The organism is uncultured Tenacibaculum sp. (genome assembly GCF_947495995.1).
Taxonomy (GTDB): domain Bacteria; phylum Bacteroidota; class Bacteroidia; order Flavobacteriales; family Flavobacteriaceae; genus Polaribacter.
Map to the genome: position 1 here is coordinate 136886 of NZ_CANMAX010000005.1, position 25467 is coordinate 162352.

A 25467-nucleotide genomic window follows, 5' to 3' on the forward strand; every position below is an offset into this window, starting at 1 on the left:
TTATTTTTGATTTTAACAGTATTAATCAGCACATTATCATTTGCTCAAATTGATATAAATAATGGAGCAGCTTTTGGTTGTGGTTCTACCATTACATTAGCATCTAATTCACAAAACATAAGTTCATCTACATTTACTTGGGATGCAACTGGACCTATTTTATTTAGAAAAAAAGGTACAACTGAAAACGGATCTAGATCGTTAACAATTAATGGAGACAATGAAGTTGAAATTACAGTAAAAGGAACTGGGAAAGTATTTTTAAAAATAACCGATACTTCTCAAACTCCTGCTGTTGTTAATAGATTTGATGTTGAAATAAATCCTACTAGTAATCAGCTGGACCCAAAGTTCTCTGTCTTGTACGGAAAAATTAATGCTCCTGATAATATTAAAACTAGATCTCATTGGATCCCGTTAAATGTTCAACTAGGAAACCCTACAAATCAAGAAGTTATTATTACAGATGCTTCTCCTTTAAATGTGGCTTGGTTCGCACAAGGAGGAATAGTCATAGTAAGTCAATCTAACTTCACTAATCCTGATGGAACTTACGGCTCAAAAGTTATTATTGAAAGTGATGGCACTAATAATAAAGGTTTTTTAAGTGCTTCTTTTGCCGACGCATGTACAGGTGTTTGTGGTGGTGGACCAAGTACAACTTGGGAAATCTTAAAAAACTTTAAACCTACAGAAATATTTGGTGTCACATGTTTACGTGACAATAATTTAGACTCTAGCAAATCTACAGCTTATACAGTATCTGACGATATTGCAGGAAACGGTATTTTTAGATGGGAAGTAGAATTACTTGACCCAAACACACCAGCTTCAGCAATAAAAATTGAATCTAGTGAGCTTTATGGAAATGCTGCTGCAATCTTATATCAAGATGGCTTTAGCCCGTCGAATGTTGGAAATTTCAAAATAAAGATTATTAATACTGTTTTTGAAGATTTTCCATTAATAAAACCAATATTCAACCCGGTAGCACAAACTTTAGAAAGAATAATTACTGCAAGTCCTGCAACTCCTAGCGTTGATGAACAAGTATATTGTGCAGATACTACGGTTGGAGCTTCACTAACCGTAAAAGTTAAGAATGCTGAAGTAAATAAAATTTATCAATGGTCTGTTGTTGGAGATAATGATTGGACAATCACTCCTATTGCTAGCGATGGAAGTATTGCTACAATAACATTTAATGATACTGATAGTGGAATTTTAAATGTTACTGCTTACGATATTGCTGAACCAGAATGTAAAAGTGCTCCTGCAATTGCTTTCATTAATAGATTAGGTGCTGAAGATATTACTATTAACGGACCTACTTGTATTCAGAGTAACAGTAGTAATGCATTTACTTTTACAGCTTCTCCTTTTGCTAAATACGATTGGACAATTCCAAGCGCAATAACAGATGTAAATAGCGGTTGGAGTGTTCAAAGAAGCGGAAACATATTAACTTTAACTCCACCTGTTGGCGGAATTCCTGCAAATAGCACAGGAAAATTTACTATTTCTGCTACTTTAGACACCTGTAACAGTAACAAAACAGCAGATTATAGTTTTGAAGTTGCTCCTGTTGCTCCAAAAATATCTGGACCAGAATGTACAATTCCTAACACAAACTATAATTATACTATCAATTATAATGGAGCTTCAAATGCTGAAGTTGTTGTTTTAGATGATAGAAATTCAATTATTGAAACTAAAAATCTTACCAGTCCTGAAGATTTTGTTTTCACTCCAACAAATGCGTATGGCAGTTTTAAATTAGAAGTTTCAACATACAACAATAGAGCATGTAATTCTGAAGCAGTTACTAAAGAAGTAAAAGTAGCTCCAACAACCGCTATCTCTAGAGTTAATACTACGTGTGATAATCAAATTACTTTTACAGCAAATGCTACAGGTATTGCTGATATTTTCCGTTGGGAATTCCCATCAACTTGGTCTATCGTGGGCGGTTCTCAAGGAACAAATACGATTACTCTACAATCTGATGGAAACCAAGGAACTGTTCGTGTTTCTGCTAGCAACAGTGGATGTGAGGGTAATTCATCATCTTTAAATGTAGATCCATTAAGATCTATAAATGATATAACGTTTAGTATTCAAGAGCTTGATTTAGGCGGACAAATATTTAATGTATTGGTTGCTGAAGCTACAGACACTTTAACATTACAATGGCTGTATCTACAAAATCAAGATGATTATGATCAAAGCACTTGTTCTATCGTAAATCCGAGTAATATAGTACCAACAAATCCACAATTAGGGAAAAGTGCACAGGCATTTTTATTCCCAACTAATAGATGGTTTGCCTTACAAGTTACTGACCCAACAAGACCAAATTGTTCTACATGTTTTGTTGTAGATGTTACTACCGTAACTAGAAAAAAGTCTAGATCAATTTCTCCAAAACAAAAAATCGAATTAAGAAAATCCTTAACTAATGATTTAAATATTAAAACATATCCAAATCCTGCTAACGATTATTTAAATGTTGAGATACCTTTAAAAGAGAAAGTTGGCGCTATGGCATTAATGGATATGAATGGAAGTATTGTATTTAAAAAAGAACAAGCTAACAATAAAGAAATTATAGATGTATCTACTTTAGCTAAAGGAACCTACATTCTTTTAACTCAAACACAAAACAGTTACACAACCAAAAAAGTTATTTTAAAATAAACGGTGAATTATTCTTTAGCTTAACAGCAAAAAAGAGACGAGATTTTTCTCGTCTTTTTTTTGTAATAAAAAAAGCTACTTAAAAAATTAAGTAGCTTTTTACTTCAAACTAGAAATTTATGTAAACAAACAACTATCTAAAACTCGTTAGAGTATTAGCGTTAATTTTAGACATTTACTGAAGTTTCTTCTAAAACAGCTTCAGTACTTTTCGCTTCAAATTGATTTGATGTATTCTTCTCTCCTCCTGCTTTAAGTGCATTATCTCCTGAGAAGAATGTTTTATGATCGTCACCTAAATCAGAACCTGCCATTCTTTGGTGCTTCACACAAGAAACTCCTTTTCTTATCTCTTGTCTTTGTACACCTTTTACATATGCTAACATTCCTTCTTCACCAAAGTAACCTTCAGTTAAATCATTCATATGTAAAGCAGTTGTATGATACGTTGGTAACGTAATTAAGTGGTGGAAAATTCCAGCTTCTCTAGAGCCATCTTGTTGGAAAGTTCTAATTTTCTCATCTGCACGATTAGATAACTCAGTACCATCATAAGCCACATCCATTAAATTAGCTCTATCATATGTAGACACATCTTCTCCAGCTTCTACCATTGCATCGTAAACTTGCGTACGGAAGTTTAATGTCCAGTTAAATGAAGGCGAATTGTTATATACTAATTTTGCATTAGGAATTACTTCTCTCACTCTGTTCACCATTGCAGCAATCTGACCTACGTGTGGTGTTGGAGTTTCAATCCATAATAAATCTGCTCCATTTTGTAAACTTGTGATACAATCTAAAACAACTCTATCAATGTTAGTTCCTTCTCTAAACTTGTATAATCCGTTTGCTAATCTTACAGGACGAACTAATTTTCCATCTCTTTTTAATAATACTTCGTTATTAGAAACCTCATCGATAGAAACCTCTTCACATTCTACGAAATCTAAATATTGAGAAGCTAAATCTCCTGGCTCTTGACTTACTGGTAATTTTTGAGTTAAACCAGCTCCTTCAGAATCTGTTCTTGCTACGATAACTCCATCTTCAACTCCTAATTCTAAAAACGCATAACGAACAGCATTTAATTTTGCTACGAAATCTTCGTGTGGTACAGTTACTTTTCCATCTTGGTGACCACATTGTTTTGCATCAGAAACTTGGTTTTCGATCTGAATAGCACATGCACCAGCCTGAATCATTTTCTTAGCTAATAAATAAGTAGCTTCTTCGTTTCCGAAACCAGCATCGATATCAGCAATAATTGGCACTACGTGAGTTTCAAAATTATCGATTTGATCTTGTACATCTTCTCCAGCTTCTAACCTTCTGAATAAATCGTTTAATTCGATAGCATCTGCTTGACGTAAGAAATCATAGATCTCTTCGATTAATCCAGGTACAGCTGTTTTTTCATGCATTGATTGATCAGGTAGCGGTCCGAATTCAGAACGCAACGCAGCTACCATCCAACCAGATAAGTACAAATATCTTTTACTTGTAGTTTTATAATGTTTCTTTACTGAAATCATTTTTTGCTGAGCTACAAATCCATGCCAGCATCCTAATGATTGTGTGTAATTAGCAGGATCAGCATCATAAGCATCCATATCTTCTCTCATGATAGAAGCGGTGTACTTGGCAATATCTAAACCAGTTTTAAAACGATTTTGAGTTGCCATTCTTGCTGCATTTTCAGGACTAATAGCACTCCATGAATTCCCGAATTTTTCCTTTAAAGTTCTTACAGTTTCTAAAGCTGAACTATAACTTCCTTGTGCTAAATTTTTCATAATATTGTATTTCGCTATTGAGTTATTTAATTTATTAATGACTCGCCCTTTAAATGTTGCCGCATTTTTAGGGCTTTTTTTTTATTTATATGTATTGGTACGCTGGTAAGGTTAAAAACTCTTCAAAGTCTTCTGACAACACTAAGTCATCAAACAATTGAATCGCTAATTCAAATCTTCTAGAAATAAAAGCTGCTTCACCAACTAATTCTTTAATTTTTTTAATCTCTTGAGCTTTAAACTCATTGTACATTTCTATATCGAAAGCTCTTTCGTCTTCTAATCGAACTCCTTTGTGAAGCCATTGCCAAATCTGTGTTCTTGAAATTTCTGCAGTTGCTGCATCTTCCATTAAATTATACAATGCTGCTGCTCCATTTCCTGACAACCAACTTTCGATATACAAAATCCCTACATTGATATTCTCACGAATTCCTTTTTCAGTTACAGTTCCTGTTGGTAATTCCACCAACTCTTCTTCTGTAACCACTAAATCTTCTCGCTTGTTATCAATTTGATTTGGAGTTGGCATGTGCTCATTGAAAACATCCATAGCTACTTTTACTAAAGCTGGATGTGCAACCCAAGTTCCGTCGTGACCATTTTTCACTTCTTGAAGTTTATCACGTTCTACTTTTGCATAAGCGGCATTGTTTGCTTCCTCATTATTTTTAACAGGAATTTGTGCTGCCATTCCTCCCATTGCATGAACTCTTCTTACGTGACAACGCTGAACTACGCGTTGTGAATATGCTTTCATAAATGGCGAGCTCATTGTTACTTGAGCACGATCTGGAACTAAAAACCCTTCATGATTTCTAAACTTCTTTATATAAGAGAAGATGTAATCCCATCGACCACAATTAAGCCCAGCCATATGATCTTTTAATTCGAATATAATTTCATCTAATTGAAAACTTGCTGTAATTGTTTCAACAAGAACTGTAGCTTTAATAGTATCTTGAGCAATACCTAAGTAATCTTGCGCAAAAACAAAGACTTCATTCCACCAACGAGCTTCTAAATAGTGCTCTAATTTTGGCAAATAAAAATATGTTGCTGAACCTTGTTCTTGTAATACTTTAATATTATGAAAGAAGTATAATCCGAAATCTACTAAAGAACCTGACATCTCTTCTCCATCAACTACAAAATGTCTTTCATTTAAGTGTAAACCTCTAGGTCTTACTAACAATAATGCTGTTTCTTCATTCAACTGATACGTTTTATCTTTCTTTTCGTTGTAGAACGAAATCGTTTTCGTATTAGCATCAAATAAATTTTGCTGACCTTTTAATATATTAGAAATTGTTGGAGAATTACTATCTTCAAAATCTGCCATAAAAGTTTTAGCACCAGAATTTAAAGCGTTAATCACCATTTTTCTATCAACCGGACCTGTAATTTCAACTCTTCTATCTAATAAATCTTGAGGTAAAGGTTTACAAACCCAATCTGAATTTCTTATTGAAGCTGTTTCTTCTGGAAACGAAGGAAAATTCCCTTCATCAAAATACGCTTGCATCTTGACTCTTTCCTTTAGCAACTCCAATCTTTTAGCATTAAACCTATTGTGTAACTCGACTAAAAAAACTTTAGCTTCTGGAGTTAAAATTGATTGATAAGACTGTTCTTCAAATCCTTTGAATTGAATCTCATTTAACATTGCTTTTGTTTCCATTTTTCTTCTTTTTAAAAAACTACACTACAATGATATAAAATATTTTCGGTCTCCACAAGCGAACGTTCGCTAAATTTTAAAAAATTTTAATTTTTATAAGTTCGCTTTATTCTTTACATTTGATTTTATGATCATAGAAGACGAATATATTCGCCTAATTTTTGGGCTAAAACTGAAGCAAATACGAACAGAGAAAAACCTTTCATTATTTGGCTTAGCTAAACTTACTGGTTTATCTAAATCGTATTTAAATGAAATAGAGAAAGGAAAAAAATATCCTAAAACAGATAAGATTGCAATTCTTTCGGATAGCTTAGAAGTTCCTTATGATCATTTAGTTTCTTTAAAGCTTGATAAGAATCTAGCTCCAATTGGAGAAATTTTACAATCTAAAATTCTAAAGGAAATTCCGTTAGACTTATTCGGTATTCAAGAAAACAACTTAATAGATATTGTTGCTAACGCTCCTGCAAAAGTGAATGCTTTTATTAGTACAATAATTAAGATATCTCAGAATTATAACTTAACTCGAGAAAGTTTCTTCTTAGCATCTTTACGTTCTTACCAGGAAGCACACAACAATTATTTTGAAGATATTGAAGATAGTGTTGAGAAGTTTGCAAAGTCGTACCATATAGATTTAACTAAAGAAATTACTTCTGCAGATTTAGAAGAAGTTTTAAAAGAAGAATTCAATTATAAAATAGATACCGAAGAATTATCTAAACATAAAAACCTAACAGATTTACGTAACATATATATCCCAAAAAAGAATACACTTCTATTAACTAATGAAATTTCTGAAGCTCAAAGAACTTTTATTCTTGCCAAAGAAATTGCTTATAACTTTTTAAAAATAGAAGATCGTTTGTATACGTTTCCTTGGATAAAGTTTGAAAGTTTCGATCAGGTATTAAATAATTTTATTGCTTCATATTTTGCTGGTGCATTAATTATTCCAAAGAAAAAATTAATTCAGCAGCTGAAAGAACTATTCGATAAAGAAGATTGGAATCCGCTACGATTACATAAAATCATTAAAAGCTATAATTGTTCAGACGAGACTTTTTACCAGCGTTTAACTAATATTTTACCAAAAGCTTTTAATATTAAAAACTTGTTCTTTTTACGATTCACTTATAAAAAGGATGCTCCAAAATATCGTTTAAGCAAAGAATTACATATTACACAGCAACAATCACCACACGCAAATCGAAATCAAGAACATTATTGTAGAAGATGGGTTTCATTGAAAACGATTCAAAACTTTATCACCTCTGATCAACAGAAATCTGCATCAGGAATTCAGATTTCTTCATATCAAAATTCAAATAACGAATATTTAGTATTATCGTCTGCTAACAAAGATCCTTTCAAAAAAGACATCTATAGAAGTATCAGTATCGGCATGCTTCTATCTCCACATTTAAAAAGAAAAGTAAACTTTTTAAAAGAAGACACTTTTGAAAAACAATTGGTAGGTGTTACTTGCGAATCTTGTGCTGTAAAAGACTGCTCTGATCGTGTTTCTGAACCATGGATCTTAGAGAAGAGAGCGCGATATAAAGAAATAGAAAATACTGTTAGTGATATTATAAAATCCTATACCTAAGCGTTGAACAAATCTGCATTGATTTTGTTATTTTAGCAATCACAAAACAAACAGACTACTTTATGGATATTAACTTCAATAAAAACGAAGATCATAATAAGCTTTTAGCATCGGATTTAAGACAACGATTAGCTAAAGTTAAATTAGGTGGTGGTGAAAAAAGAATTCAAAAACACCACGAAAAAGGAAAGTTAACTGCCCGTGAACGAATTGAATATTTATTGGATGACGATACTGACAGCATAGAAATCGGTGCTTTTGCTGGAGAAGGAATGTATGCCGAACATGGCGGATGTCCTTCTGGAGGTGTAGTTATCAAAATTGGTTATGTTAAAGGTAAACAATGTATCGTTGTAGCAAATGACGCAACTGTAAAAGCTGGAGCTTGGTTTCCTATCACTGGAAAGAAAAATTTAAGAGCTCAAGAAATTGCAATAGAAAATAGATTACCAATTATTTACTTAGTGGATTCTGCTGGTGTGTATTTACCTATGCAAGATGAAATTTTTCCAGACAAAGAACATTTCGGAAGAATTTTTAGAAATAATGCTGTAATGAGTAGCATGGGAATTACTCAAATCGCTGCTGTTATGGGAAGCTGTGTTGCTGGTGGTGCTTATTTACCAATTATGAGTGATGAAGCTTTAATCGTAGATAAAACAGGAAGTATTTTCTTAGCAGGAAGTTATTTAGTTAAAGCTGCAATCGGTGAAGCTATTGATAATGAAACTTTAGGTGGAGCAACTACACATTGTGAGATTTCTGGAGTTACTGATTACAAAGCTAAAGATGATAAAGATGCTTTAGATAGAATCAAAAATGTGATGGATAAAATCGGTGATTTTGAGAAGGCTGGATATAACAGAACTGAAAGCAAAGCACCTGCAAAAGATGAAAATGAAATCTTCGGAATTTTACCAAAAGCTCGTCATGAACAATATGATATGATGGAAATCATTGAGCGTTTAGTTGATGATTCTGAATTTGATGAATATAAAGCTGGTTACGGACAAACAATAATTACAGGTTATGCAAGAATTGATGGTTGGGCAGTTGGAATTGTAGCGAACCAACGAAAGATTGTAAAATCAAAAGGAGCTAAAACAAAACCTAGCGAAATGCAATTTGGTGGAGTAATTTACTCTGATTCTGCAGATAAAGCAACTCGTTTTATTGCTAATTGTAATCAGAAGAAAATTCCTTTAGTTTTCTTACAAGATGTAACTGGATTTATGGTAGGAAGTAAATCTGAACATGGAGGAATTATTAAAGATGGAGCGAAAATGGTAAATGCCGTGAGTAATTCTGTTGTACCTAAATTTACTATTGTAATAGGAAATTCTTACGGTGCTGGAAACTATGCCATGTGTGGAAAAGCTTATGATCCAAGATTAATAGCTGCTTGGCCAAGTGCAGAGTTAGCTGTAATGAGTGGTAATTCTGCTGCTAAAGTTTTATTACAAATTGAAACAGCTGCTTTAAAGAAAAAAGGTGAAGAAATCACTAAAGAAAAAGAAGCTGAATTATTCAATAAGATAAAATCAAGATACGACGAACAAATCTCTCCATACTATGCTGCGGCAAGAATTTGGACAGACGGAGTTATTAATCCATTGGATACAAGAAAATGGGTTTCAATGGGAATTGAAGCTGCTAATCATGCTCCCATTGAAAAGCCATTTAACTTAGGTGTAATTCAAGTATAAGTGTACTGAAATTACAGCTATTTAAATATAAGAACTTAATCAAACACCATTAGCACTGTTAATGGTGTTTCTTTTTTTATAAATACTATGATTTTTTTACATTTGCTATCGTTAAATTAATTATAGTAAGAAATGGGAAGAGCATTTGAATTTAGAAAAGCACGAAAGATGAAACGTTGGTCAGCAATGGCGAAGACTTTTACCAGAATTGGTAAAGATATCGTGATGGCTGTTAAAGAAGGTGGACCAAACCCAGAAACCAATTCTCGTTTACGTGTTGTTATTCAGAATGCAAAGGCGGCTAACATGCCAAAAGATAATGTAGCACGTGCCATTAAAAAAGCATCTGATAAAGATACAGCTAACTATAAAGAAGTTTTATTCGAAGGATATGCTCCTCATGGAATTGCTATTGTTGTTGAAACTGCAACAAACAACAACAACAGAACTGTAGCAAATGTTAGAGCTGCTTTTAATAAATGTAACGGAAACTTAGGAACTTCTGGTTCGGTAGTTTTTATGTTTGATCATGTAGTAAACTTTAAAGTAAAAGAAGAATCTTTAGGAATGGATCTTGAAGAATTTGAAATGGAAATGATTGACTTTGAAGTTGAAGAAGTATTTACTGATGAAGAAGACAGCAGCGTAATGCTTTATGCTCCGTTTGGTCAATTTGGTGCAATTCAAGGATATTTAGAACAGAATAATATTGAAATCGTTTCTTCAGAATTTGAACGTATTCCAACAACAACAACTAAACTAGGCGAGGAACAACAAGCCGATGTTGAAAAGTTATTAGAACGTTTAGAAGAAGACGATGATGTAAACCAAGTCTACCACAGTATGGAAATGGTTTAAAAACATAAAAAAACACCGCTAATTGCGGTGTTTTTTTTATAAGGCTTAGTTTGTACTAACATAAGCCTTTACCAATCTAACAAACTCCCCTCTAAATCCTTCTCTATCTTTCCCTCTACCCTTTTTCCCCAGAGCAATTACATCTTCTATTTTTGAATCACTTTTATATTGCGATTTTCTTAAGTGCATTCCGAATAAAGCCACAGCAGAAACAAAATTCATATCATTTGATGCTGAAACCTCTCTGTCTTTTACCGTTTTTACTAATTCTATACTTTTAGTTCCGCTAGGTTTTTTATATCTAAACTTCACTGTAAGAAGTTCATCCTTATAATCATTCACTACAGTTTTTGTGTATTTTAAATCTGGAATATTTTTTAAATACTCACTCTTAACTCCAACTGGAATCACTTCGTACAAAGCAGTAACATTATGATTGCTTCCTAATTCACCAGCATCTTTAGTGTCATCCACAAAATCCTCATCGTTTAGCAATCTATTTTCATAACCTATTAAACGGTAAGCTTGTACTTTCTTAGGATTAAACTCTACTTGAATTTTCACATCTTTAGCAATTGTATATAAAGTTCCTCCAAACTCTTTTCCAAAAACCTTTTGCGCTTCTTGCATGGTATCTATGTAAGCATGATTTCCATTTCCTTTATCTGCTAATGTTTCTAATTTACTGTCCTTATAATTTCCGTAACCGAAACCTAAAACAGATAAAAACACACCTGTTTTTCTCTTTTCTTCTATTAATTCTTGCATCGCTTTATCTGAAGAAGCTCCAACATTAAAATCACCATCTGTAGCAAGAATCACTCTATTATTTCCTTTTCTTTTGAAATTCTTTTCAGCAAGTTTATATGCTAATTTTATTCCTTCTCCACCTGCAGTGGAACCTCCAGCTCTTAAATTATCTAATGCATTTAAAATTTTCTCTTTTTTATCTCCTGAAGTAGGTTCTAGAACAACACCAGCCGCACCAGCGTAAACCACAATAGACACTTTGTCTTTTGCTCGAAGTTGATTTACTAATAATTTGAAAGCTCTTTTTAGTAATGGTAATTTTGAACCATAACGCATAGAACCAGAAACATCTATTAAAAATGTTAAGTTAGAAGCCGGTAATTCTTCTTGTTCATATTTTTTTCCTTGTAAACCTATTCTAACCAACTTTGTTTTTGCATTCCAAGGTGTTTTTACAACTTCTGTAGTAATTGCAAAAGGATGTTCTCCTTTTGGCTGCGGATAATCATAATCAAAATAATTAATCATTTCCTCTATTTTAACAGCATCAGTAGGTATTGTATTTCCTTTATTTATCATTCTTCTGATATTACTGTAAGAAGCTTTATCAACATCTATAGAAAAAGTAGACAAAGGAGATAGCGTTACATTTTCAAAATGATTTTCTTGAATTTCTTTATACTCCTCATTATTCTCAACATTGTAATTCCCTGCTTTAGTAGTAATGATAACACATCCATTTTTTGCTGCTGCTCCGTATAAACTTTGTGCTTCTTTAAACTTTAAAACATTTACACTTTTTATTTTATTCGGATCAATATTTTGGATCGCTTTGTTCGAGTTTCCTTCAATTATTACACCATCTACAATGTATAAAGGCTCTTCATTAGTATTTAAATTAGATGTACCTTTAATTTTTGTGTTTTTATTAGAAAGAGCATATAAAGCACTTTTTGCAACATTGGTTCTTCTTCCATTTACTTTATCTCTTTTTATTACCGGACTAGAAACAGACAAATATTCAACTGGCTCTGCTTCTTCGTACTCTACCGCTTCTATTATTTCTTCAACAACCACAACTTCTTCCAATGGAATTTCAGAAACTCGCATGGTAACATTAATTATAGAAGAATCGTGAACCTTTCTTTCTTCTGTTTCATAACCTACCGAAGAAAAAACCAACACATCTCCTTTGGTTGCTTTTATAATATATTTTCCATCTATATTAGTAGTTGTTATTTTGTTTGAACCTTTGATCAACACATTTACAAAAGGTAAAACATTTTTGTCGTCTGAAACCACTCCAGAAATTTCTTTTTGCTGAGCAAAAGTTCCTGGGATGTATAAAATCAGAATTAGCACTTGAATTATTTTTTTCATAACCATAGTATTTATACAATCAAAACTATTGATTGAATACTATTAATAAAATACAGAATTAGTTAACTACTTATTTGAATGAGTAAAACGAAAACTAAAAAGACCAATATCTAATGATATTGGCCTTTTCCTATTGTTTAAACACTAAAATTAAAAAACAATATTTCCTATATCTATAACATCATCGACGTTATCTAGACGTATAACTTTTACTTTTTTTGTTTCGTTTGCTCTACCATAATTTTTATACATGGTTAACTTTAAAGAAGTGGGTCCAGATATTTTTTGCTGAGAACTTGAATAATACTTCACTTTTACATTGTAATTTCCTTTGATAGCCTTTTTCAATAAAAACTGCTCTGGACCAAAACCATCTGTCATATCATCTGACATTAAACCTCCTATTTTGGTTCTTTTATGCTTGTAATAACATTTTTCTTCATTTGGATCGATAACCCATAGATCTATATCTGTATCGTTATGATTCCAATCAATTACTATCTTTAAATCTAATTCTACTTCTTTTAGAAATCTTTTATCTATATGATTGATCTGCAATTTATCTTTATGTAACTTAATTATTTTATTCAACTCGAATAACGCTACAGTTTCAATTCCTTTATATCTTCTTGCTTCATCATTTTCAACTAATTCACCATTAACAATTTGATATAAAAGATCAATTGCTTTCTGATATTCTCCATTTGCTTCATATGCTAAAGCTAAATCTCTATGTGATTGAATATCTTCCGATCTTAATTTCACAATTTGTTCATACATATGAATAGCTGATGGATACATATTATACTCTTCAAATTTATATGCCAGAGACCTTAATAACTCATAGTTATCTAACTCTATCTCTGCTACGTTAGACAAAACTTGAATTGCAATATTTAATCGAGCTCTATTCTTAAAAAAATCTGCAACATCTATATAAAACGACGGTGATGTATTGTATTCATCTCTTAACTCTAAATACTTTTGATACGCTGCATCGGTATTTTTAAATTGATCTAAGGTTTTTAAATATGGTGTATCAGGATTCCATCCTTTTAATTCAATTTTCCTTTGAACCATTTCTTCAAACTCTTCAGCCTTATCTAAATCATCTTTATTTGCTTCTTTTGTAGTAATAACAATAACACCGTTACTTCCTCTGGCTCCATAAATTTGTTGACCATCTTCATCTTTTAATATATAAATGGAAGCAATTTTATCTTGACTTAAATTCGGATTTCCTTTTACTGGTACACCATTTACAACATATAAAGGACTTGTAGTTTTTGAAATCGTAGATGTTCCTCTAACAGCTATTGTTTCTTTATTATCATCAATAGCAACACCAGCTACACTTCCTTGTAAATCGTCTGTTACTTCATCTACAGCGTTACTTTCTATAGCTTCTGCACTAACACTTGATACTGCAGATGCTGTTGTGTAGCTAACACTTTTTGTTGCATATGCTGCAACCACTACTTCCTCTAATACACTTCCACTTTTTAATATAATATTATGAGGATCTGTATTTACTATTTCTTTTTCTTCTGTCTCAACTCCAATAAAACTATATACCAATACATCTCCTTTCTTTACAGAGATAGAAAACCTTCCATTAAAATCAGTCTCAGTACCTTTTGATGTCCCTTTTATAACAATATTTACTCCAGGCATTGGTCCAGACTCATCGCTAACTACACCTCTTACTATAAAATCTTCTCCTCTTCCTAATCTTGTATTTGTAGTGTTCGATTGAGTTCTCTCAACTGTAACGTTAACATTCATATCACTATTTTCAGCTTGTAATGGAGCTACATCATTTCTTTCTATCTCTTTGTGTACTTTACTATACCATTCTAAAATATCATCATAATCATCAAACAAATCATTTTGTAAACGCTGAATTCTTTCCTTTTTATCATTTACTTTTTCGCTTAACAACCTATTATACTCTTCCAATAATTCTTTAGGAGGTGTAATTTCGTGTGTTACATAATCTTGTATTCTATCTAAAACCAATAGCGAAGTAAACGGACTGATAATTTGATATTTCTTACTTAAGTCAACTATTTCTTTTCTATACTTTTCTTTCTCTATCTCTAAATAATTCAATTTACGTTGCGCCCAAATTTTTGCTAAATATTTCTTGCCCTTACTTTTTCTATTTACATTAAAACTTATTGTTTTAACTGTATCATTTGGTGTTCCTAAATATATTTTTAAACGCTTATTTTTTGGTAATCCTTTTCCTAAAACCGAAAAATTCTTTCCTACTCTAGCTCCTTTTTGAGGATAAAACTCAACACTTCCTTCTGCTAAATCAGTTCCTAAAAATTGTAACTTATTTTCTTTAAACTTTCCTAATGCTTTTTGAGTTGATTCTTGTTTTAGATTTATATAATCACCTCCAGATTTTACAGCCATCCATTTTAATCTAGAGTGATTTGCACTTCGTAAACTATTTATTACAAATGTTTTCTTTTTAAATTCAATTTCAGTTCCATCTAACGTATTCAATCCATTTGTAAAAATTATATGTACATTAGAATCATCATTATATTTTGTAAGAAAGTCATATGAAGTACCACCTTCGAATATTGATTTTTCTAACTCGTTTTTCAACCTTTTCCAGTTACCTCTATCAACAACAAAATCAGTATTCTGATATCCTTTGAAATTAAACTTCACCAATTTTACCTTAGCATGTTTAACTTCTTTAAAATAATTACCTAACAATTCTAATTCTGAAGTCAACTTTTTATTCTTCTGAGATAATGAAGTATCCCAAAAAATAGTTAGGTTATTTTCTAAAGCATTTTTTACATCAAAATCTTCTAAAACTTTAGCGCAATAGAAATAATCTTCTTCTTGGATTACTTTTTCTTTATTTGGATTTAAAGGAATTTTAATTAATGTAGGTTCTTTAATTCTAACTTTTTTGCCTTTGTATTTGCTTTGAAAAACATCTTTATCTGCATTATAAATAAAACTAGATAAGATGCCTTTTTCTATTTTAGGCTTTCCTTTCAGATTTAAAACTTGAATATTTAAATCATACGATTCCATTTTATTTTTAAACTTGAATGGTAATTTATAGAAATACGAATCGTTGTTTAAAATTAACTTTTGTTGAATTCCTATAACTATTCTTTTATAACCTTTTGCAGGAATTGGATATACTCTAGTTTTATAATTATTTCCTTTCGTTTTTACTAATAAACCAGGATCAATTCTTTGTCGAACCGTGCTTTCAAAAGCAACTCTTGCTTTTTCTTTTTCTACAATTACAGCTTCACGAAGACTTCCATTAATATCTAACGCATATCTAATTACTGATTGATTCTCGCCTAAAGGAAAAATTAATTCACCTTCTAAAACTCTGTTATTAGAATTATAAAAAGACATATCGTAGGTTGTAAATGCTATATCCCCTACAATTGAAGTTTCCACTTTTAGTTTTTTAACTAAAATTTCTTTTTCATCAACTTTTAACACCGGAACCTCTTGTGCAAACAAAAAGCTAAGCTTAATGATGAATACTATTAAAAGGGTAAATTTTAATCTCATACAATTTTGTTTTTGGTAAATGTATACGAATTTACCTTAGTATAAGACTAAGAATGAGCTAGAATCTATTTTTGATTAGTAAAAATGTATTTTGAATAAGTTAAGGCCAATTTCCGAATTTTCACTTACTCCAGATTAAAGATTCAATAATTCAATCGTTTTTTTACGCTGAATTTTCTTGGTTTCTGTTACTATAAAATCAGACACAAAGTAAACTTCCTTAGGCTTTTCGTACTTTGATAAACTTTCAAGTTGATCGAGCTTCACATCATAATTTTCTCCTTCGATCACTAGTATTAATTTTTCTCCTAAAACAGTATCTGAAACTCCGGTAACAAAGAATCGGCGATTTATAATTTTCGCTAATTTCTCTTCTATTTTTTCAGGATGTAATTTTATTCCGCCTGAATTGATAACATTATCAAAACGACCTAACCATTCGAAGTTTTTATCTGAAATTAATTGAACTACATCATTTGTGACAATTAGTTCATCTGAAACTTTTGACGCTTGGATTACCAAACAATTTCTATGATTTATACCTATTTTTACTTTAGGAAGTGTTCTATAAAAAACAGGTGTTTTCTTATAATTATTTAACTTTTTAACTGCAATATGAGTTATAGTTTCAGTCATTCCGTAAGTTGCATAAACTTTAGTACTAATATTCTGCAATTGTTTAATTAACACAGAAGATACTACCCCACCCCCAACAATTAGTTTTTTTATTCTATGTAAATCTTGTAATGAATTTTGCAGTTGCAACGGAACCATTGCTGAGAAGTCGTACGTTTTATTTGTTTCTGTTAATGGACTTGACACGGGATCGATAATATCGATATTCCATCCTAAAGTTAAAGCTCTAATCAACATCATTTTTCCAGCGATATAATCGACAGAAAGACATAACAAAGCATTGGTATTTTCTTTAATGTTGAAAAACTCTCCAGTAGCTTTAGCTGAATTAATCATGTACTTCTTTTTCAGCTGAATTGGTTTTGGTGTTCCTGTAGAACCAGAAGTAGTAACCACTATAAACGATTCCTCATTTAACCAATCATTTAGAAAAACATACAAATTTTCAGAAATAGTTTTTGCGAATTCAATTAATTCTTTCTCTGATTGAAAAGAAATTCCGTTTAACTTAAAACTCGAATGCATTTTATTCAATTCCTTTTATTTCTGTGATATTTTTTAAATCTGAAGTTGGATTATTAATGTTCCCAAATAATTTCTCTTTGATATTCTTCCATCCATATTTTTTAGAAAAGAAGAAAAGTAACGCAGGATACAACACAAAAACAGGAAGAAACATTTCTACACCAACAGAAGGTTCAGACGTATCTATATAAAGCGCTTCTGTTTGAAAAACCGTCCAATTTGCTGTTACTAAAACAGCCGCAATAATATTATTCGCTGCATGAAAACCTAATGCTAATTCTGTTCCTTCATCTATAAGCGTTAACATTCCGTAGAAAAAACCTGTTCCGATATAGAAAACCATTGAGATATATCCCAGTTTTTCTACTTCAGGATTTGCTCCATGTAATAAACCAAAAACTACAGATGTAATTAAAAGTGGTAACCATCTATTTTTAAAAAGTACTCCGAAACCTTGAAGTAAATATCCTCTAAATAACAATTCCTCAAAACTTGTTTGGAATGGTAAAAAAAGAAATGAAATTATTACTAATGTAAAAAAAGGAACGGGTTTAAAATTCCAGGTATAATTTTCTGGCGAAATAGCAATACCAACTGCAGTAATTACAATTGCAACAATAGCCCAAGTTATGAAAGCAAACCAAAAACGTTTCCAATCGATTTTAGCCCTAGATGTTACCAAAGTTGTAAACTTTCTTTGGTGAATATATTTAACTCCGATTATTAAGGCTAACAATCCGAAGATAAACATAAGAATCATTAGAAATAAATATAAATTGCTATCTATTCCTATTCCCAAAAAACTATTTTCAGCAGCTTTTGCGAAATCACCCATATCGCTAGTATTCATAAATGCTGCAATAGTGATTGGAAGAATTCCGATGATTTGCCATCCAAATAAAACTAAAAATATGGTTAGTAAATAAAAATACCAGTCATTTTTTCCTTTGAAAGCTTGCTGAATATAATTCATGTGTTATTATTTTAAATTAAAATTCCAATCCAAGTTTTTATTGTATTGTAATTTTCCATTTTTCACCTCTAACGGACTATTAAAATTATTTGTAAATAAGCTACCTGTACCTAAACCTTGTGGCATATTACTATTTAAAGTATAGGTCCATTGTGCAATAGCGTTTAATCCTATGTTACTTTCAAGAGCAGAAGTAACCCACCAACCAATGTTCTTTTTATTCGCGATATCTATCCAGTTCTGACTTCCTTTAAAACCTCCAACTAATGTTGGTTTCAGAATAATGTATTGTGGATTGATTACATCAATTACATGTTGTTTTTTTGCTTCAGAAAAAACACCTATTAGCTCCTCATCTAAAGCGATTGGTAATGGTGTTTGTTCACACAATGCAGCCATTTCTTCTAGTTGACCTTGTTTTATTGGCTGTTCTATTGAGTGTAAATCTAACTCTGATAATCTTTTTAATTTTTCTAATGCTTCTTTAGGAGAAAAAGCTCCGTTTGCATCTACACGTAGCTCAATATCTTTTGCAGAAAAGTCTTTTCGAATATTCTGAAGCAATCCTAATTCTTCTTCAAAATTGATTGCTCCAATCTTCATTTTAATACAAGAAAAACCTTGATTTAATTTATCTTGAATTTGAGATTTCATGAAGTCAGCATCTCCCATCCAAATTAAACCATTTATGGAAATTGGATCTTGCTCTTTTACAAAATTAGATGGAAAAAGTTCAAATTTATCATCAGAGTTAAGCGAAAGAAAAGCTTGCTCTAATCCAATTTGTATTGACGGAAATTCAATCAATTCTTCTAATAAAGTTGATAAACCTAAGTTGATATTAGCGCAAGTCCATGCTAATTTTTCTTCATAATCTGGTCTATCGTCTGCGCTTAAACCTTTAAACACACCACATTCACCAACACCTTCTTTACCTTCACTAGCTAGTAAAATAAAATATGTTTCTTTAATTCTTAAAACACCTCTAGAAGTTCCGCTAGCTTGTTTAAATTGTAATGTATATTTCTGAAAATCTGCTTGAATCAATTGTACTATTGTTTTTCAATGAATGTTTTGAAATTATTCAAATATTCTTGATCTAAGCTTTTTAATTTCCCTTTGAAATAAGGATATAAACAGCTTAAAATATAAGAACCTCCAACACACTTCGAATTATTTTCTATTGTTGTATTTCCATCAGAAAAACTAAACACATAGTCATCCGTTTTCAACATGGTAGATGAATTGAAACGTAATGTTACTTTTTCATTTGGTACAAAAGCCATTACTTTTTCTCTCATAACGATTTCTTCACCATTCTTGTTCTTCATTACTAACTTATACGTACTACCTGTACGCTCTGTTTTTTCGTTCTCCGCTTCAATCGAATGCAATTCTGGTATCCAATTTTTAATTTTTGAAGTATCATTGAATACAGAAAACACTTCATTTACTGGTTTATTAATCGTGACTTTTGTTGTATATGTCGTTTCCTTAAAAATAAGTCCCGTTGCTAAAAACACTATTGTTAAGGCAATAATTACTCCTAAGATAATTTTTATTGTTTTCATACTAGATTGTTATCGTTCCTCCTATTTCTAATACTTTTAAATCTTTATTTGCATTAGCAAACTTTGTTTTCGCTTCATCAACATCAATTTCTATAGGTGGAAATGTATTGAAATGACAACCAATTACTGTATTACATTCTACTAAATCACTTGCTATAATTGCGTCATCAACTCCCATTGTAAAATTATCTCCTATTGGAAAAATTGAAGCAGTTAATTTAGTCGTCATCGGAATTAATTTCATATCCATAGTCACTGCTGTATCTCCTGCAATGTATACTGACTTGTCACTAGCTGTAATTACAAATCCTCCTGGTTGACCTCCATAAGAACCATCAGCAAAAGAAGAAGTATGAATGGCGTTTACATATTTAGCAGAAAAAGAATCTGTTTTAAATGTTCCGCCATGATTTACAGGATGACCTTTTAAATCTTTAGCTCCGTAATACATCACAATTTCGTAGTTAGAAATAATAGTTGCTCCTGTTCTTTCAGCTAATACTTCTACATCTAACACATGATCTTGATGCGCGTGAGTTACTAAAATATAATCTGCTTTAATTGAATTTATATCGATATGAGATGCCAGCGGATTTCCAGTAATAAATGGGTCTACAATGATATTAGATCCGTTTATTTCTATTCCGAAACAAGCATGACCGTAAAATGTAATATTCATGGTTTTATGAGTTGTTTGTTTGTTTTTGTGGGGACAGTAAAATTACAAAACGTTACCAAGACCGAAAAGAATTGCGAATAAAAAAGTACTTAATGCAACCTTCTTTAATTCACCATCTAATAATCGTTCTTCTTTATTATTATACACAAAAAACAAATGCTTTGTAAGTGGTAAATATGCTATTAAAAATAAAAATTGAAATGGAGTTCTGTAATGAATACCTACATATAAAAATGAAAACAGAAACGATGAAATGATTAAGTAATAATGATAATACTTTGCAAATTCTGATCCTATTTTTACAACAATTGTATTTTTTCCTGATTTTGCATCGTTTTCACGATCTCTCATGTTATTTAAATTCAAAACAGCTGTACTTAACAATCCTATAGAAAAAGCTGGTAGAAAAATGGTGAAATTTATCTGTTTCGTAAATAAGAAATACGTTCCTACAACGGCTAACAAACCAAAGAAAAGAAACACGAAAATATCTCCAAATCCGCTATAACCATAAGCAGATTTACCAACTGTATATTTAATAGCTGCGACAATTGAAGTAATTCCTAACCCGAAAAACAACAATGAATACATAAAGTTATCTTTACCAAACGCCACATAAATTAGTGCAACAGCAACAATAAGAGTAAGCGTAGCAGTTACAATCATTGCTCTTTTCATTTGTTCTGGTGTAATCGCACCAGAGGCAACCATACGAGCTTCACCTTCTCTGTTTTTATCGGTTCCTTTTATTCCATCTCCATAATCATTTGCAAAATTAGATAATACTTGAAAACCCATGGTAGTTAATATGGCTAGCCAGAATATAGATGACTGATACAATGGTATTCTTGAAAAAGAAACCAATTCATTTAATGGATTATTATTAATTAACTCTAAAAAAGATTCTTGAGATCCCAAATAAGCTCCAACAATTATTCCTGAGATTGAAAGTGGTAATGTTCGTAATCTTGCTGCTTTTATATAACTTTTTACATCCATTCTTTTGTACTCGTTTCTATTGTATATAAAATTTGATTATAAAGTTCGTTTGCTCTTTCTTTTGTTATACTTGGTAATTTTATTTTTCCTGAAGCTGTTTGTAAGATTAAATCAGCAACATTTCTTCTTCTTTGAAAAATACTTTGCTTGATTTTTACATTTTGTACTTTAAACATTTCTAAATATGTAGTGCTGGTTTCTATTGCTCCGCCACCAACTAAAAGCATATTATTAGAAACTTTAAAAAACAACTTTCGTATTCTCCTATACAAAAGCGGTATTGCGATTAAAAGTAAAAACACATTAACTATCAGTTGATTTTGTGCATTAAAAATGAAATAGAATAACACATTAAGACATGAGAAAATCAATATAGTTCTGAATATAATTCTATAGGTAAAATACCAATGAGGTTTTTCCTTTTCAGCATCTTGAAAATCTAAAGACGTAAACAAAGTAGCTTTTATTTTTTCTAAATGATCTTTTTTACATCCCACTATTTTTATCAACTTATCAGCTTTTTTTACTTTTCCGCTGATTGCTTGTTTAAAAATAACATACGAAATACCTAATCTTCTTTTTAAAGGATTTGTGATTATCGTTATAAATTGAACTTTTTCCCTCTTAAGAATTATAGCTTTTTTGTTAGTTAAACCTTGCTGGATTTCAAAAGCTTCATTTTTAATTGAAAAACTCAAATTAAAATGTCTTAGAAAAACACGCACAAATGAACTTATTATGGCGACTATTGATAAAAAAATCAGTACGCCTAAAAGTAATATTATACTTCCTGCAAGTAAATCTTTACCTTTATTTAGGTAATTATCTAAAACTTCTTCTCCAATAAAATTTAGAAAAACGTCTTGTATTTGCTGATAAAAACCAAACAAGAACGCTAATAAAAGTAATAAACTTTGTAAGTGATTTTCTGTTATACTAACTTTTAATAAATCATTTACTCCAATAGAAAGTAAAGGCTTTTCTTTAATAACCTCTGTTTGTTCAGTTATTGATTGTTCTTGCAATTTCGCATCAGTAATTTTTTTTCTGAGCGCTTTTGCTTGGTCTAACGATAATGCTTTAATCGAGATTTCTGTTTTATCTGAACCCGCAGTTTCAATATCTACTTGATAAACATTGATTAACTGGTGAATTACATTTTGGGAGAAATTTACATTCTGAATTCTATCAAATGCAATTGCTGTATTATTTTTAGATATAATTCCTTTTTTCAGGATAAAAGAATCTCCTTCAATTTTAAACTTGAAATTCTTATAAACTAAATATGATCTAATAAGAATAAAAGTTAACAATCCTATAATTCCTAAATAGAAATAAAGAATATTTATTGAAGATAATTTTGAAGCTTTTGTAATAAAAAGAAATAGTAAGACCCAAGTTGCTTTTAAAACTTGAAAAAGAATTTTACCATATATAATTACAATTCCTTTTAATGATTGTGTTCTAAATTCAGAAAAGTCTATTTCATTACTCATTAATCTTGCCGCTAATAAACTCTTTAATTTGTAACGCTTGTTCTTTGGATAATCCTTTAATTTCAAGATCATCGCTACTGTCTCCAGCCGTGTAGACACTTAAAGAAGCTAGTTTAAAAAATCTTGAAAACACTCCTTCATCTATTTCAACATGTTGAATTCTAGAAAAAGGTACTGTAACCATTTTTCTTGTAATAAGTCCGCTTTTATATGTAATATCTTGATCTCTTATTACATATTTACGTTTTGGAAAACTTAATACTATATTAAGAATGTAAAGTATTACCAAAACAGCAAGAGAAATGTACACTAAATAAAAAGGAAAATCTTCTTCTTTTTTACGTATCACTTTCTCTAAGAACAAAACTATACTAGGAACTATTACTAGGATATAAGAAAAAGCACTTAAAAGCGCTACTTTTAAGTAACGCTTTTCTATGCTTTTGAATGTTATTTTTGAAATATCAGGAAAGTTGATAACTTCATTATTTTGAAATTGATTTTCCATATATCGTTAAGTTTATAAAAACTCTACTTTTGTTATTTTCTTCCTTACAATATATTCTTTTAGCTTAGGAGAAAAATACTCGATGTTTTCGTAAGAGACCTTAACTGATTTTCCTTTCGCTTTTTTCTCTAACTCAATTAATTCATCTGAACCTTCAAAGTTATTTAACCAGATTAATTTTTGAGTTTTCCCTGTAGTATCTTTAATTTCTACAGTATATAATTCTTCTCCAGAAATTTTCTTGATTGTTCCCTCTAAATATGCTGAAGTTACTTCTTCAGATTTAGCATCTTCGGAAGCTAAAGCTATTAGAACATCTGGACAAAATTTAATCATGTTTACACCTATTTTCTCTCCAAATTCTGCTCCACCCTGCTTTCCCTTAGTTAAATCCATGAATATACCTTCTTCTTTCAGTTTCGCTTCATACTTTGTATATAATTTAATAATATACAAACCTAGCTCCATATTTTTCTCTTTGCTTGAAAGTGTTTTCAAGTCTAAAGCTGAAAGGTAATCACAGGTTTCTTTAGAAATTTTATCCAAAGTAGTTTCTTGTGCAAAAGATATCAGTCCTGTAAATGCTAAACACAATAGTAAAATTTTCTTTTTCATAGTTTATTTAAGTAATTGATTTTATAGATTGTTAGCTTCAGCAATTAACTCCGCAATATCTTTAACAACAATTTGATCTTCTTTTAAATGGAACTTTACTCCATCTGTCATCATTGTATTACAATAAGGACAACCTGTTGCAATAATTTCTGGGTTCGTTTCTAAAGCATCTTTAGTTCTAAGAATGTTAATATCCATATCACCTTTTTCTGGCTCTTTGAACATTTGCGCTCCACCAGCTCCACAACATAATGCTGTAGATTTGTGACGTTTCATCTCAGTAGATTTTACACCTAATTGACGAATTAAATCACGTGGAGTTTCATATACATCATTCGCACGTCCTAAATAACAAGGATCGTGATATGTTAATCTTTTGTTCTTTAAATTTTCACCTTCAATTGTTAATCGACCGTCGGCTACTAATTTATTGATGTATTGTGTATGATGATAAACTTCATATTTACCACCTAAACTTGGATATTCATTTTTTAATGTATTGAAAGAGTGCGGATCACATGTTACGATCGTTTTTACTTCATATGCATTTAAAATTTCAATGTTAGTCATTGCTTGCATTTGAAATAAAAATTCATTTCCAGATCTCTTTGCTGCATCACCAGTAGAACTTTCTTCAGTACCTAATACTGCGAAATCAACATTAGCTTGGTGTAAAATCTTCACAAAAGACTTTGTGATTTTTTTAGCTCTATCATCATAACTTCCAGCTGCTCCAACCCAAAACAACACTTCTGGTTGCTTTCCTTGAGCCATCATATCTGCCATTGTTGGTACGTTCATAATATTGTATTGTTTATGTTGATTTTAATTTTGTGATTCTTTTTTTCTTTCTAGCATTAAATCTTGCTTAAATGTCTTAGCTGTTTCTAATACATTTGCTGATAGCACGTTGTAAACTAATGGTGAATTCGCGTCATAATTAACCATTACCCACTTGTTATCTGTTCCTTTTCCTTTTAGAAGAATTGTTATTCTATCTTTCATGTTAACACTCATAGATTTATTAGATGTAAATTCTACATCCATCTCTTGCATTTTCATGATATTCTTCATCATTTCTTTTCCTTCTTCGTCAAACTCTTCTTTGTGAAAAGTCATTTTCATTGTCATATCGTAAGTTACAAATACATATTCTAAACCTTCTTCTTTATATAGTTTAGAAATTTTGTAGTCTGGTATTACTTTAGGAACATCTAAAGAAAACTCTTCATTTCCTTCAAAAGCTGACTTAAAAACAGTTTTTAATTGATCTCTAGAAGCAAACTCAAAAGCTTTAGGGTGACACATATCTAAGATCGCATCATAATCCCTATTGTTCATATCTACGAACATCTTTTTTGCCATAGCGTTTATTTCATCAGTATTTTGTGAAATAACTTGAACACTAGTTAGCAACA

The 25467-nt window shown here is 31.1% G+C and carries 19 protein-coding genes; 4 read left to right on the forward strand and 15 right to left on the reverse strand.

The window, feature by feature from the left end; translation table 11 throughout:
• The first annotated feature begins 6 nt into the window (after nt 1–6).
• Nucleotides 7–2697 carry a T9SS type A sorting domain-containing protein gene (locus Q1A15_RS14540; protein WP_299625403.1) on the forward strand — a complete coding sequence of 897 codons (2691 nt, stop codon included), beginning with the start codon at nt 7–9 and terminating at the stop codon, nt 2695–2697.
• A 167-nt stretch (nt 2698–2864) separates the two neighbouring features.
• Here Q1A15_RS14540 and Q1A15_RS14545 read toward each other — a convergent pair whose 3' ends face one another.
• Together Q1A15_RS14545 and aceB are read right to left on the reverse strand one after the other, a co-directional pair.
• A complete protein-coding gene (locus Q1A15_RS14545) occupies nt 2865–4493 on the reverse strand; it encodes an isocitrate lyase (RefSeq protein WP_299625406.1) in 1629 nt (542 codons plus the stop codon).
• An 85-nt stretch (nt 4494–4578) separates the two neighbouring features.
• A complete protein-coding gene (gene aceB / locus Q1A15_RS14550; protein WP_299625409.1) occupies nt 4579–6174 on the reverse strand; it encodes a malate synthase A in 1596 nt (531 codons plus the stop codon).
• A gap of 127 nt (nt 6175–6301) precedes the next feature.
• Between aceB and Q1A15_RS14555 the strand changes: the two genes are divergently transcribed.
• The 3 genes from Q1A15_RS14555 (at nt 6302) to Q1A15_RS14565 (ending at nt 10350) form a co-directional block, all read left to right on the forward strand.
• Complete coding sequence (locus tag Q1A15_RS14555) at nt 6302–7786, forward strand: helix-turn-helix transcriptional regulator (protein ID WP_299625412.1); 1485 nt, start codon at nt 6302–6304, stop codon at nt 7784–7786.
• A 62-nt stretch (nt 7787–7848) separates the two neighbouring features.
• Nucleotides 7849–9492 (forward strand): carboxyl transferase domain-containing protein, encoded by a 1644-nt coding sequence (locus Q1A15_RS14560; RefSeq protein WP_299625414.1) that lies wholly within the window; start codon nt 7849–7851, stop codon nt 9490–9492.
• Nucleotides 9493–9624: 132 nt separating this feature from the next.
• On the forward strand, nt 9625–10350 hold the full coding sequence (locus Q1A15_RS14565) for a YebC/PmpR family DNA-binding transcriptional regulator (RefSeq protein ID WP_299625417.1): 726 nt from the start codon (nt 9625–9627) through the stop codon (nt 10348–10350).
• A gap of 45 nt (nt 10351–10395) precedes the next feature.
• Here Q1A15_RS14565 and Q1A15_RS14570 read toward each other — a convergent pair whose 3' ends face one another.
• From Q1A15_RS14570 to Q1A15_RS14630, 13 genes are all read right to left on the reverse strand, one after another.
• Nucleotides 10396–12480 (reverse strand): von Willebrand factor type A domain-containing protein, encoded by a 2085-nt coding sequence (locus tag Q1A15_RS14570; protein WP_299625420.1) that lies wholly within the window; start codon nt 12478–12480, stop codon nt 10396–10398.
• 150 nt (nt 12481–12630) lie between these two features.
• Nucleotides 12631–16047: a VIT domain-containing protein gene (locus tag Q1A15_RS14575; protein WP_299625423.1), complete on the reverse strand. Its 3417-nt coding sequence runs from the start codon at nt 16045–16047 to the stop codon at nt 12631–12633.
• A gap of 135 nt (nt 16048–16182) precedes the next feature.
• Nucleotides 16183–17208: an AMP-binding protein gene (locus tag Q1A15_RS14580; RefSeq protein WP_299625426.1), complete on the reverse strand. Its 1026-nt coding sequence runs from the start codon at nt 17206–17208 to the stop codon at nt 16183–16185.
• 1 nt (nt 17209) lies between these two features.
• Nucleotides 17210–18181 (reverse strand): CPBP family intramembrane glutamic endopeptidase, encoded by a 972-nt coding sequence (locus tag Q1A15_RS14585; RefSeq protein WP_299625429.1) that lies wholly within the window; start codon nt 18179–18181, stop codon nt 17210–17212.
• Between the two features lie 6 nt (nt 18182–18187).
• The gene (locus Q1A15_RS14590) at nt 18188–19228 is read right to left on the reverse strand and encodes an o-succinylbenzoate synthase (protein WP_299625432.1); all 1041 of its coding nucleotides are present in this window, start codon (nt 19226–19228) and stop codon (nt 18188–18190) included.
• A gap of 5 nt (nt 19229–19233) precedes the next feature.
• Complete coding sequence (locus Q1A15_RS14595; protein WP_299625435.1) at nt 19234–19752, reverse strand: SRPBCC family protein; 519 nt, start codon at nt 19750–19752, stop codon at nt 19234–19236.
• Nucleotide 19753: 1 nt separating this feature from the next.
• Nucleotides 19754–20431: a metal-dependent hydrolase gene (locus tag Q1A15_RS14600; protein ID WP_299625438.1), complete on the reverse strand. Its 678-nt coding sequence runs from the start codon at nt 20429–20431 to the stop codon at nt 19754–19756.
• 42 nt (nt 20432–20473) lie between these two features.
• Nucleotides 20474–21430: a 1,4-dihydroxy-2-naphthoate octaprenyltransferase gene (gene menA, locus Q1A15_RS14605; RefSeq protein WP_299625441.1), complete on the reverse strand. Its 957-nt coding sequence runs from the start codon at nt 21428–21430 to the stop codon at nt 20474–20476.
• Nucleotides 21421–22926, reverse strand: a complete 1506-nt coding sequence (locus Q1A15_RS14610; RefSeq protein ID WP_299625444.1) for a PH domain-containing protein — start codon at nt 22924–22926, stop codon at nt 21421–21423. The genes menA and Q1A15_RS14610 overlap by 10 nt, the downstream gene beginning before the upstream one ends.
• Nucleotides 22919–23434, reverse strand: a complete 516-nt coding sequence (locus Q1A15_RS14615) for a PH domain-containing protein (RefSeq protein WP_299625447.1) — start codon at nt 23432–23434, stop codon at nt 22919–22921. The genes Q1A15_RS14610 and Q1A15_RS14615 overlap by 8 nt, the downstream gene beginning before the upstream one ends.
• A 12-nt stretch (nt 23435–23446) precedes the next feature.
• Nucleotides 23447–24049: a hypothetical protein gene (locus tag Q1A15_RS14620; RefSeq protein WP_299625449.1), complete on the reverse strand. Its 603-nt coding sequence runs from the start codon at nt 24047–24049 to the stop codon at nt 23447–23449.
• A 21-nt stretch (nt 24050–24070) separates the two neighbouring features.
• Complete coding sequence (locus tag Q1A15_RS14625) at nt 24071–24850, reverse strand: (Fe-S)-binding protein (RefSeq protein ID WP_299625452.1); 780 nt, start codon at nt 24848–24850, stop codon at nt 24071–24073.
• A gap of 24 nt (nt 24851–24874) precedes the next feature.
• Nucleotides 24875–25414 carry a hypothetical protein gene (locus tag Q1A15_RS14630; RefSeq protein ID WP_299625455.1) on the reverse strand — a complete coding sequence of 180 codons (540 nt, stop codon included), beginning with the start codon at nt 25412–25414 and terminating at the stop codon, nt 24875–24877.
• Nucleotides 25415–25467 lie beyond the last annotated feature (53 nt).